This is a genomic window from Bdellovibrio bacteriovorus (genome assembly GCF_002208115.1).
In the GTDB taxonomy this organism is placed as follows: Bacteria; Bdellovibrionota; Bdellovibrionia; order Bdellovibrionales; family Bdellovibrionaceae; genus Bdellovibrio; species Bdellovibrio bacteriovorus_C.
Map to the genome: position 1 here is coordinate 3455241 of NZ_CP020946.1, position 12346 is coordinate 3467586.

The following is a 12346-nucleotide window of genomic DNA, read 5'->3' on the forward strand; positions in this document are numbered from 1 at the left end:
AAGACCAGACTACCAAACTTTAATCCTGCCTCCGTGGGAGCCGGGCTGGGGGCTGGGCTCCGGCGCTTCGAACAGTCCTCGCTCGGGTGGTTTTTTTCTTCCTTACTAGCCCTTTGGCTCGTCGGGAGCTATTGCGTTCCACGATTACCCCCGGACCTGCGGAACTTGCGGCGGAACCCAGCCCCCCAGCCCTCCTTCCTCGATCAGGACCTTGTTGGTGCGCCCGTGCGCGAAGTATTGGGAATCTAAAACAATGTGGATGGCATTCGGGATTTTGTGGACTTTGGGCGGGGGAGACTTTCTTACATTTTCTGTGTTTTGTGGAAGGGTCTGATGTGGGCGCTAAGGGGGTCTTATTCGTTGAATTGTCTGGGGATTTTGGCTATTTATGGTTGTGGTGTTTTTCTTTGAATTTTGAAGGATGTTTTTATGAGTTTGAACTTCACCGAGTACGAGAAAAAATGGCAGAAAAAGTGGGCGGACGCCAAGGCGTTTCAGGCTGAGACAAACAGTGTGAAACCAAAATATTATGCGCTGGATATGTTCCCCTATCCATCGGGCTCCGGTTTGCATGTTGGGCATATGGCCTCTTACACTCCGGCCGATATCATTTCCCGTTACAAACGCGCCAAGGGGTTCAACGTTCTTCACCCGATGGGATACGATGCCTTTGGTCTGCCGGCTGAGCAGTTTGCCATCCAGACCGGGATCCATCCTGCCATCACGACCAAAAAAGCAATCGAAAGCTTCCGCACAACTCTGCAGTCCTTTGGGTTCAGCTTTGACTGGAGCCGCGAAATCTCCACTTGTGAGCCTAACTACTACAAATGGACTCAGTTCATTTTCCTGAAACTGTATGAGCGCGGCCTGGCTTACCAGAAGGAAGTTCCGGTCAACTGGTGCCCGGCTTTGAAAACCGTTCTGGCCAATGACGAAGTCATCGACGGAAAATCAGAGCGCGGCGGTCACCCGGTCATCCGCGTGCCGATGAAACAGTGGATGCTTAAAATCACCGACTATGCCGAACGCCTGTTGAATGACCTGGACAAAGTCGACTGGCCGGAAAGAACCAAAGAGGCGCAGCGCAACTGGATTGGAAAGTCCGAAGGCGCGCGCGTCACCTTCCAGGTTCATGGCGAACAGGACAGCTTTGAAGTCTTCACCACTCGTCCGGACACATTGTACGGTGTGACCTTCATGGTGATGGCTCCGGAAAATCCGCTGGTCAAAAAGATCACCTCCCAGCCGCAGCACACGGCGGTGGAAGAATACATTGCCGCCACGGCGAAAAAATCAGAAGTCGACCGCAAGGCGACGACTGAAAAAACCGGCGTCTTCACGGGGGCTCACGCCATCCACCCGATCACGGGCGAAAAGATCGAGATCTGGATTGCCGACTATGTCCTGATGGATTACGGCACCGGTGCAATCATGGCCGTTCCTGGTCACGATGCGCGTGACTTCGAGTTTGCGACCAAATTCAACATTCCAATTAAAACCGTGCTTGAAAGTGACCAACTGCCATTTGAAGGCGACAGCGTCATGATCAACTCTGAATTCCTGAACGGCCTGAATAAAGCCGACGCCATCAAAAAAATGCTGGCTTATCTGGAAGAAAACAAATTGGGCGTTCGCGAAGTTCAGTACAAGCTGCGCGACTGGCTGTTCAGCCGTCAGCGCTATTGGGGCGAGCCGTTCCCGATCGTACACTTTGCCGACGGTTCCCGCGGCGTTCCCGTGAACGAGCTTCCTGTCGTATTGCCGGAAGTGGCGGACTATGAACCCGCCGACACCGGAGAAGCTCCACTGGCCCGCAACGCGGAATGGGTGAAGTACATGGACGGCAACAAAGAAGGCCGACGCGAAACCGACACCATGCCGGGAGCTGCCGGATCTTCCTGGTACTTCCTGCGCTATATCGATCCAAACAATGATGCAGCTCCGTTCAGTGCGGAAGCTGAAAAGTACTGGATGCCAGTGGATCTGTACGTGGGCGGTCCTGAACACACTGTCGGTCACTTGCTGTATTCCCGCTTCTGGATGAAGGTTCTTTTTGATTGCGGTCTTGTGACCCATGATGAACCATTCCAAAAACTGGCCCACCAGGGCATGGTTTTGGGACCCGACGGTGAAAAAATGTCCAAATCCCGTGGCAACGTGATCCCAGCTCAGGAAATCGGCCAGACACACGGTTCAGATGCTGTTCGAACTTTCGTCAGCTTTATGGGGCCTTTGGATAAAGACAAGGCCTGGTCTCCGACCGGTATTGACGGCGTAAAACGCTTCCTGGATCGCATCGGCCGCCTTGTTGTCAGCGATGACGGCAAATATGTGGCGACCGATGCCGCTTTGACTTTGGAGATCGAGAAATTAGTTCACAAAACCATCAAAAAAGTCACAGAGGACATCGAGTCCATGAGCTTTAACACGGCGATCAGCGCCATGATGATTCTGGTGAACGAACTTTACCGCGCGGAGTGCCGCTCTGTTTTGGCTCTGAAACCGCTGGTACAGATTCTGGCTCCGTTTGCCCCGCATTTGGCTGAAGAATTGTGGGAAAAAATGGGCGGACAGGGACTTTGCTCTTTGGCTCCTTGGCCAAAATATGATAACACCCTGTGCGCTGACGACACTGTGACAATCGGCGTGCAAGTGAATGGAAAAATGCGCGGCACGATCGAGTTGGGCGTGGCGGCTTCCGAACAGGAAGCGGTCGCGGCGGCGAAAGCCGTTCCACAAGTGGCAGCTGTGCTTGGCGACAAGAATCCCGACAAGGTGATTTACAAAGCCGGCAAAATTTTGAACTTGATCGTTAAATAACTGGGTTCTTTTACCGAAAAGGACCCCTGAAAAACAACATGGGGTCCTTTATCCGGGCCCCCTAGTCGTGAGGGCCAGAAGAGATGTCTAATTGGAGTCCTGAAAAAAGCGCTGAGCTTTATGGGATCAACAACTGGGGCAACGGTTATTTCAGAATTAACAGCGCAGGCAATGTTGCTGTCACTCCGATGGGCGCCGCGGGTCCGACAGTGGATCTGCATGAGCTGACCCAAGATCTTTTGGACCGCGGTATCCGCGTTCCCATCATGATTCGTTTTCCGGAAATTATTAAATCCCGCGTGGAGCTTTTGAACGGCTGCTTCCAAAAAGCATTTGCTGATCATGGCTACAAAGGCCAGTATCGTGGCGTTTACCCGATCAAGGTAAACCAACAGCGTCACCTGGTTCAGGAGCTGGTGAAATACGGTAAAGACTATTCCATGGGTCTTGAAGCAGGTTCCAAACCTGAGCTTCTGGTGGTTCTGGCTTTGATGAACACTCCAGATGCACTTATCATCTGCAACGGTTTCAAAGACTGGGAATACATCGAAACAGCGATCCTGTCCCAGAAACTGGGCCGCAACACCATCATCGTGGTGGATCGTAAAGAAGAATTGAAAATGATCGTGGATGTGGCGAAAAAGTTCAACGCCCGTCCAAAAATCGGCTTCCGTGCGAAGCTGAACACCCAAGGTGCCGGCAAGTGGGTTGACTCCTCTGGCGCCCGCTCCAAGTTCGGTCTGACTTCCACTGAAATCGTGGAAGGCGTTGAATTCCTGAAAAGCGAAGGCATGCTGGATTGCCTGGAACTTCTGCACTACCACATCGGTTCTCAGGTTCCTCAGATCCAGTCCATCAAGTCCTCTTTGAAAGAGGGCGCACGCTTCTACACCGAGCTGTACAAAATGGGCGCAGGCCTGAAGTACATCGACGTGGGCGGCGGCCTGGGCGTTGACTATGACGGTTCCGGCCACTCTGACAGCTCTGTGAACTATTCTGAGCAGGAATACGCCAATGACATCGTGTCTGTACTTCAGACCCTGTGTGATGAAAAAGGCATTCCACATCCAAACATCGTGACTGAGTCCGGCCGCTTCCTGGTGGCTCACCACTCGGTTTTGGTGTTCAACGTGATGGGCGTGAACGACCTTCACCGCCACGAGCCGCCTCGTCCAGCGACGAAAACGGATCATTCCATCATGCAGGACATGCAGTACATCTTTGAAAAGGTGAACAAAGACAATATCAACGAGTGCTTCAATGACCTGGAACAGGCCAAACAGGAAACTCTGCAATTGTTCACTTACGGCGTCTTGAGCCTTGAACAACGTGCATGGTGTGAATCCATGTACTTTGCGATCGCAACCAAGATGATCAAACTGGCGCGCGCGACTCCGGATTGTGAAGACATCGTGGCAGCTCTGGGTAAGGAACTGTGCGACACTTACTTCTCCAACTTCTCTGTGTTCCAGTCTGTACCGGATTCATGGGCGGTGGGTCAGTTGTTCCCGGTGATCCCAATTCACCGTCTGGGCGAAGAGCCTAAACGTGAAGCGACTTTGGCGGATCTGACTTGTGACTCTGACGGTGTGATTGAAAAATTCATCGACACGGCTTCCGGCGAACCGAAAGAAACCATCCGCTTGCATCAGTTCACTGATGGCCAGCAGTACTATCTGGGCGTGTTCCTGACCGGTGCCTACCAAGAGATCCTGGGCGATTTGCACAATCTGTTTGGGGACACGGATGCGGTTCACATCTCTTTGAACGGCGTGGGTTACACTATTGACCATTACGTTCCAGGTGACACGGTGACTGAAGTTCTGTCTTACGTTCAGTACGGCCGCTCTGAAATGGTCGACAGCGTTCGTCAGGCAACAGAGGAATCCATCCAGAAGGGCTCGATCACAAAACAAGAAGCCAAGCTTCTGATCAAGCACTACGAAGAAGGTCTTTCCGGTTACACCTACCTGGAAGAAGCCGAGTAACCAAAAAGGTTCCTGGTTCTTTTTTAGCAAACTTCAAAGCGGCGGATGAAAATTCGCCGCTTTTTTTATTCAACCACTTCTGCGTCAGCCTGAGTGATCGCAGGCTTGCCACAGCCAGAGTAAGTCACCGTCGTGATCTTTTCCGAGGATCTCATCGTCACTATGCCGTCATCAAACCCGCAAACCCCGCGATGCAAACCATCCGAAGACACACTGTACACATTCTGGGTCACGCCACCCTTAAGGTGACTGACGTTTCCGCTGATCTGAACAAAGCCCGCTCCTTTGGCGGCATCTTCATCGGGGATAAAGTCATAAAAGGAAACCCCGGTGATCTGATGCTGAACACCCTCCACCGTCGAAGTCTCCTCGAACTCACGATCAATCTGAATTGCCCCACTGCCAAGACGTGTGTGCGTATGAGTGGACTGAACGTTTCGAATCAGTCCCGCCTTACCATAGACATCAACATCGGTGTCGATCACAGATACCACCGCGCCGTTTTCTTCTTCCCGGGTGCTGATCAAATTCACGACGCCTTTGACTTCGCGACACGAGTATTCATACAAAATCTCGCGGCGAACATCCGAGTCCTCTTTCACCGTGCGCTTTACACAAGGACCCTGGGGCAAAACAAGGCCCTTGCCGGAAGCAAAAGATATGTTCAAGAAAGGATCCTGCATGATATCGCCCTGAGAGGCGTTGTGAGAATCGGAATCCAGTTGGTCGCAGACTTCGCCCACGACTTCAGAATCCGGCACAGTTTCGGAATCATCGGCGGAATCATCAGCACTGTCGTCACTGGGGGAAGCGTCCGTTGTGGTGGTTTCTTCAGAGGTTTTGGAACTGAATTCCTCAGTGAAAGACACCGGCGTCTTACAAGAGCTCAGTATCAGAGCCAGAAACAATACCCAGATTCCCGCGTACATCCGTTTGGACATCATAAGATCCCCCCGCACAAACAAGTGCGCCTGATGGGATCAGATTAGGGGGAAAGTATTGAGGGACTATGCAAGCCCCTCAATAATGAAAAGAATCTCGAACTGATATATTACTTTAGACCCGCATTGAGACTGGAGGTCATTTTTACCGCCGTCGGGATCACAACCGCTGGGCAGCGTGGATAATCACGGCGGGACTTATAGGCCAGGCGGTCTTCAGAAACCTCGCGGTTCATCTGGTAACCTGTCGCTGTTTTCACAAACGTGTATTTGATCACGGTGTCCAGATTCAGGGTCTTTTTATCCATGGAATACAGACGGCAGAAGCCATCGTACTTCTCGTCATGATAAGTCACCTGAGAGCGGGAAAGACTTGTGAACTCAATAGTGCCGTCCGCATAAATACGCCCCTGCTCGATGCCTTTGGAATTTACCAGCTTGTTGCCATCAATTTTCAAGGACACTGGCAGATCATTCCAACCACCCAGTTGTTCACACTCATAGAAAGAAAAACCAAGCTCAACCACGTCGGCCGTTTGATCCAGATTCAAAGCGACCGTGCACTTTACATTGCGAACATCAGCCGAGCCATCCAAACGGAAGTACTTCGCCGTCATTTCGCCAGAACCTTTGATTTTACCCAGAACCTGCGCCTGAACAGACAGACCAAAAACAGAGACTAGAATGCACACGAAAAACTTCATGATTCCCCCGGAAATAGATTGGTTGTTTGGACCATATCGGCGGAAGAAAGGGGTATCAACTTTAAAGACAGAAAGAATGATGCGGTGTAGGTGTAAAAAGTCACCAGGCACCTTTTTGGGGATAAAAAAAGGTGGCCTTAAGCCACCTGTTTTTTATTTACATTTTGGAGTCGAAGGCGTCGCGGACTGCAAGACCGATGTTGATCAACAGGGTCAGAGTCAGAACCAGAGCCACCATCGGGCCCCAAACTATCCACTCTGCAATCGTGAACCATTTTTGAGCCTGAGCCAGCAACTCACCCCAAGAAGGAGTCGGCGGACGAAGACCCAAGCCCAGGTAATCCAGGAAGGACAACGTATTCACGCCACCTGCGATAAAGAACGGCGCAAAGGTCACAATCGGAGTCAGACCGTTCGGCAGGATGTGCTTACCGATAATACGGGTGTGATCCGCACCAATGGCTTTAGCTGCCTCAACGTACTCACGCTTTCTCAAAGACAGGAACTGGGCACGCATATAAGCAGAGATCCCGGTCCAGCTGAAGATCGCAAAGAACCCGATCAACAACGGCAAGCTTGGAGTAAAGATAGAGATGATCGTCAAAAGAACGATCAGAATCGGGGTGCTTTCCACGATCTCAACCAGACGCTGACCAACCAAGTCGGTCTTACCACCCATGTAACCCATGATAGCACCCATGGTGATACCAATCGCATAAGTCGCAAGCCATGAACCAATCGCGAACAACATCGTGTAACGGAATCCGTACAACAGACGCGTCATCACGTCACGACCGCTCTCATCCGTACCCAACCAGTTTACTTTGGTAGGAGGAGATGGATAGGTTTCAACGGTTTTATTGCTTTCATATGGGTCCCACTGAATGATCGGCCATACCGCCCAGTCGCCCTCTTTCATTTCCAGCTCACGATAATCCATCACATAGATGTCATCACGGCCGAAGGCAGTTGGGTGATAATCCTTGAACAACGGGAAGAACAATTTCCCATTGTAGCTCATCACATGTGGGTGATTGTTGGCCCAAAGTTCCGCCGTGAAGCTCACGAAGAACATAGCCAAAAGAATCCAAACAGAGACAACAGCGACACGATCGCGCTTAAATCGCTTATATCTCTTCAGCGTCAATTCATTGCGAATAAGATATTTTTCGATCATTTGAAGTCAATCCTTGGATCAATAAGAACATAAATGATGTCAGAGAAAATACGTCCGAACATCAAAAGCAAAGACGAAATGAAGGTCAGACCCATGATCACGTTATAGTCACGTGCCATGATGGACTGATAGCCCAGCAAACCGATACCGTCCAAGTTGAACATCTGTTCGATGATCAAAGAACCCGCCAGGAAAGCTCCGAAGAAGCCGCCCAAACCGGTTGCGATCGGAATCAAAGCATTGCGAAGAGCATGTTTGAAGATAACCACGTTGTCAGAAAGACCCTTGGCGCGTGCCGTACGAACAAAGTCCGACTTCACAACATCCAGCATGGAATTTCGCATCAGAGTGGAAAGCTCCGTGAAACCACCGATCATGTAACAGATCAACGGCAGCACGAAGTGGTGTGCACGGTCCACGATCTTGCCCCAGGTGGTCAGAACTTCATAATCGTCCGAGTGCAAACCGCCCAGTGGGAACATGTTCAGTTTCCCGGCGAACACAACGATCAGGAAGATACCCAATACCAACGGTGGAATCGAATACGTCAGATTCAGAATAATAGTGGTGATACGGTCAAAGGCGCCGCCAGCCTTGATGGCCTTGCGAACACCGAGAGGGATACACACCAAATAAGTCAGGATCAAAGAGGCGATACCGAACTGCAAAGACACCGGGAACTTACTTTTGATCACATCAATGACCGGTTCCTGGTAGGTGAAGCTTTCACCGAAATCCAGACGGGACAAATTTTTAAGCCAGATGATGTAACGTTCATGCAAAGGCTTGTCGAAACCGTATTGTTTCTTCAAGGCCTCAATCACTTCTTCGTTAACCGCGGAATCACCGCGACTGTTAACGCCAGCAGCGCCACCGCCAGCTCCACCAGCAGAGCCGAAGCGAATTGCCTGCAGCTTCTGCTCAATGGGGCTGCCCGGAGCCAAATTGATAAGAACGAAAGTCATGATGGTGATCCCGAAGAATGTCGGGATCATCAGTAGTAATCGGCGAATCAGGTAGACGATCAAAGCCCTACTCCCAAACTAATAAGAGACAGATGAACAACTCAGAGGAAGAAGCCTATTGAGGCTTCATCCACCAGTAGTCTGTACCAATTTCGTACTTAAATGTCTCTGCAGGAGTGCCCATGCGTGAAGAATTTGCATAGAATACGTACTTGTCGTTGAACAGGAACGCGTATGGAGCGTCTTCAGCGATTCTTCTGTAAACTTCTTTCAACTTAACAACACGTTTAGCTTTATTCGGCTCAACGCGAGCTTCGTCGATCAGCTTGTCCACTTCAGGGTTTTTGTAACCGATGAAGTTAGAACCACCTGGGATCGCACCGGAAGAGTGCCAGATTTGTTTTGGATCCGGATCAACAGAACCACCACCCCAAGCCATAGTCACAGCGTCGAAGTTACCTTCGTCAACCAGCTTCAGGAAGGAGTTCCACTCAAGATACTTAAGTTCCATGTCGATACCCGCTTTTTTCAGGTCTTCACGGTACATAGTCCAATATTTCTCTACGTCTTTATTAGGGTAGATCAAAGTGAACTTGAACTCAGATTTCTTGCCGTTAACGGTTTTCTCTAGAACACCGTTTTTGTCAGCGTCAGCCCAACCGGCTTTAGCCAGCAATTCCTGAGCTTTCTTCGGATTGAATTCCAAAGCTTTGTTGCCTGGGTTGTATTCGGATTTGATGTAAACCGCACCGTTGGCAAGGTCAGACATGCCGTAACGGAACTTTTTGTTCATCTCTTCGCGGTTCAACAGGTGAGCCAAAGCCACACGTACGTTTTTGTCCTGGAACAATTCTTTGCGGAAGTTCCAGCCCACGAAGCCGTAAGACTTAGGAGCGCTGTTGGCAACTTTGTGTTTAAGAACAGTTTTGCCCCAAGGAGCGCCTTCAGTTTTTTTCATGAAGGATTCGATACGCAGGTCAAGGTAATCAAGCTCACCTTTTTTAGCGCGCTCAAGCTGAACGTTTTCGTCTTTGTAGAAACGAAGAGTCACAGTGTCGAAGTTGTAAGCGCCTTTGTACAATGGCTCGTTCAGACCCCACCATTTGTCGAATTTCTTCAACTGGATCATTTGACCACGGTCGAATTTGGACATGGAGTATGCGCCCGTGCAGATCAACTGACGGTTCATTTTTTTGGATTTTTCAACATCGCCGTAGATGTGCTTAGGGATGATGGTCAAACCCGCAGCGGATTCGAAGTTTTTGAAGTACATGTCTTTAGCGGTGAATTTCACAGTGTGAGCATCAACCACTTCAACTTTGGAAAGACCTTCATAGTATGGACGAAGGTGAGCCGCTTCATATTTTGGCTCGAAGATCGCGTCGAAGGAGAATTTAACGTCTTCAGCTGTTACCGGCTTGCCGTCATGGAAGACTGCATTTTTACGAAGGAAGAAAGTGAAAGTTTTGTTGTCTTTGGAGACTTCCCACTTCTCAGCCAAACGAGGTTTCCAGTCATAAGTCTCAGAATCACGAGACAGAAGACCTTCACACACCATCGCTTGTACGTTGGAACCGTACACGTCAGTGCTTGTGATCGGATGAACTGTTGGTGGTTCACCGCCAAGATTGTTTACGAAATTTCCGCCTTTTGGTGCATTCGCATTTGGTGCGGCTGCAAAAGCGGGAGCTGTCAAAGCTGAGCTCAGTGCAAGAGCCAGGAGTCCCTTCATATTCATTGTGTTTCCTCCAAAGAATTTCGCTGGGAATTTAAGTGGTTCCCAAAGTTGGGTTAAAATGGGTTATGCGACAAAAATAATCAAGTTATTGCTCGATTGACGCCGCGCTTAAATGCTATACCATGGGGGCTAATTTAAGGAGTAAAAAATGTCTGAAAAGACTGTGAAATTCGACCCGACGACCACCATTTCTGCAGAGTTCGGAATCTTCGGAATTCCCATGACAGAAGAAGAGTCCAAGGTCGTTCTTGTACCTGTTCCCTGGGAAGTCACAACCTCTTACGGTGAAGGCGCCTCCCGCGGGCCTCAGATCATCCGCCAAGCCAGTGAACAGATTGACCTTTTTGACATTGAAGTGGGCAAAGCCTACGAAGTCGGCTACCACATGCGCGACTTCCCGGAAGACCTGTGCAACATGAACGACAAGTTCAAGGCTGTGGCTCAGGAGCTGATCGGAATGCGAACCAACCTCAGCGAAGACGAAGCCAAAATGAACAAGCTGGCCGCTCAGGTGAATGAAGCCTGCGAAGAGATGACCCAATGGGTTTACGACCAGTGCTCTGACGTCCTGAAAAAAGGAAAGCTTCTGGGTCTGGTGGGTGGTGATCACTCCACCCCACTGGGAGCCATTCGCGCCGTCAGCGACAAATACAAAGGCGAGTTCGGCGTTCTACACATTGATGCTCACGCGGATCTGCGCACGGCTTATCAGGGCTTCAAGCAGTCCCACGCTTCCATTATGTATAATGTGATGACTGATGCTAAAAAGCCTCAGAAGCTGGTTCAGGTTGGCATCCGTGACTTCTGCGAGGAAGAATACGACTTCAGCAACTCCCGCGAAGACATCAAGACCTTCTACGACCTGGAACTGAAACGCCGCATGCTCAAAGGCGAAACCTGGGAACAAGTCTGCAAAGACATCATCAAAGAGCTTCCACAGAACGTGTACATCTCTTTTGATATCGACGGTCTGGATCCGGCCTTCTGCCCCCACACCGGCACTCCGGTTCCGGGCGGCTTGAGCGTGGATCAGGTCTTCTTCCTGTTCCGCGAAGTTCATGCTTCCGGCCGCAAGATCGTGGCTTTCGACCTGAATGAAGTTTCCACCGGCGGCCTTTCTGAAGAGGAAGTTGAATGGGACGGCAACGTGGGCGCGCGCATTTTGTATAAAATGTGCGGCTGGCTGGTGAAGAGCCATGCTTAAGGTTTACGAGTACGCGAAGTGCTCCACCTGCGTAAAGGCTTTGAAGTTTCTGGATGGGAAAAAGGTCAAGTACGACAAGCTTCCCATCGTCGACAAAGCCCCTTCTCAGAAAGAGCTGAAAGAAATGCTTTCTGCACTGAAAGAGCGTGGAGGCAGCATCCGCAACCTGTTTAACACCTCAGGTGTGATGTACAAGGAAATGAAATTAAGCGAAAAGCTTCCTTCCATGACGGAAGCAGAAGCACTCAAGCTTCTTTCTGAAAACGGCAAGCTGGTGAAGCGTCCGTTCGTCATCGGCGACGACACTCATCTGGTCGGATTTAAAGAAGATGAATGGAAAAAAGTTTTCTAAAGCAAAAAGGTCCCTTGCGGGACCTTTTTATTTTGTTCGATGGTGTGGACGAAATCCTGGAGGATGCTTCTTGCCGATCTCTTCTTCAAAGAAGCCGTTTTTACGACTGCGAAGAATGAAATAGAGTCCTCCGAAACTCAAAGCCAACACCAAGATCACGACTGACAGGCTTATCATAAATACCTCCCATCGCTGACTTCATCTTTTCATAAAGAAAAGTGAGCAAATAGAGAGGATTCCTTTTTCAGCGTTTGTTTCTCAACATATCAGCGAGCTTGACCAGCCATTTTTCCACAGACTTACGCAGGGACTGACCTTCAGTCAGATCCTCTGCATTTACCAGAACGTGCAAAACCACGATCATCACCGTGATGACCGCCATAGAGCCAGGAATCAATGCCAGAGCCGGCGACAAACCCGACAGCTCCTGCTGTAAAGCCCTAACGGTGAAGGCCTG

11 protein-coding genes are annotated in these 12346 nt (G+C 50.1%); 4 read left to right on the plus strand and 7 right to left on the minus strand.

What is annotated here, in order from left to right; all coding sequences use genetic code 11:
• Positions 1–429: 429 nt before the first annotated feature.
• Both leuS and speA read left to right on the plus strand, forming a co-directional pair.
• Positions 430–2820: a leucine--tRNA ligase gene (gene leuS, locus B9G79_RS16535; protein ID WP_088566471.1), complete on the plus strand. Its 2391-nt coding sequence runs from the start codon at positions 430–432 to the stop codon at positions 2818–2820.
• 83 nt (positions 2821–2903) lie between these two features.
• Positions 2904–4808: a biosynthetic arginine decarboxylase gene (gene speA / locus B9G79_RS16540; protein ID WP_088566472.1), complete on the plus strand. Its 1905-nt coding sequence runs from the start codon at positions 2904–2906 to the stop codon at positions 4806–4808.
• A gap of 65 nt (positions 4809–4873) precedes the next feature.
• Here speA and B9G79_RS16545 read toward each other — a convergent pair whose 3' ends face one another.
• From B9G79_RS16545 to B9G79_RS16565, 5 genes are all read right to left on the minus strand, one after another.
• Complete coding sequence (locus B9G79_RS16545; protein WP_088566473.1) at positions 4874–5752, minus strand: hypothetical protein; 879 nt, start codon at positions 5750–5752, stop codon at positions 4874–4876.
• Between the two features lie 107 nt (positions 5753–5859).
• The gene (locus B9G79_RS16550) at positions 5860–6453 is read right to left on the minus strand and encodes a hypothetical protein (RefSeq protein WP_088566474.1); all 594 of its coding nucleotides are present in this window, start codon (positions 6451–6453) and stop codon (positions 5860–5862) included.
• Between the two features lie 157 nt (positions 6454–6610).
• Complete coding sequence (locus tag B9G79_RS16555; protein WP_088566475.1) at positions 6611–7630, minus strand: ABC transporter permease subunit; 1020 nt, start codon at positions 7628–7630, stop codon at positions 6611–6613.
• The gene (locus B9G79_RS16560; protein ID WP_232468832.1) at positions 7627–8658 is read right to left on the minus strand and encodes an ABC transporter permease subunit; all 1032 of its coding nucleotides are present in this window, start codon (positions 8656–8658) and stop codon (positions 7627–7629) included. The genes B9G79_RS16555 and B9G79_RS16560 overlap by 4 nt, the downstream gene beginning before the upstream one ends.
• A gap of 52 nt (positions 8659–8710) precedes the next feature.
• Positions 8711–10327, minus strand: coding sequence for a peptide-binding protein (locus B9G79_RS16565; protein WP_232468833.1), 1617 nt, complete (start codon positions 10325–10327; stop codon positions 8711–8713).
• 154 nt (positions 10328–10481) lie between these two features.
• Between B9G79_RS16565 and B9G79_RS16570 the strand changes: the two genes are divergently transcribed.
• Entirely contained in the window at positions 10482–11537 is a 1056-nt protein-coding gene (locus B9G79_RS16570; RefSeq protein ID WP_088566477.1) for an agmatinase family protein, read from the plus strand.
• Complete coding sequence (locus B9G79_RS16575) at positions 11530–11889, plus strand: arsenate reductase family protein (protein WP_088566478.1); 360 nt, start codon at positions 11530–11532, stop codon at positions 11887–11889. The genes B9G79_RS16570 and B9G79_RS16575 overlap by 8 nt, the downstream gene beginning before the upstream one ends.
• 27 nt (positions 11890–11916) lie before the next feature.
• Here B9G79_RS16575 and B9G79_RS18170 read toward each other — a convergent pair whose 3' ends face one another.
• Together B9G79_RS18170 and B9G79_RS18175 are read right to left on the minus strand one after the other, a co-directional pair.
• Positions 11917–12066: a hypothetical protein gene (locus B9G79_RS18170; RefSeq protein WP_157678802.1), complete on the minus strand. Its 150-nt coding sequence runs from the start codon at positions 12064–12066 to the stop codon at positions 11917–11919.
• A gap of 67 nt (positions 12067–12133) precedes the next feature.
• Positions 12134–12304 (minus strand): hypothetical protein, encoded by a 171-nt coding sequence (locus B9G79_RS18175; RefSeq protein ID WP_157678803.1) that lies wholly within the window; start codon positions 12302–12304, stop codon positions 12134–12136.
• Between the last annotated feature and the right edge of the window lie 42 nt (positions 12305–12346).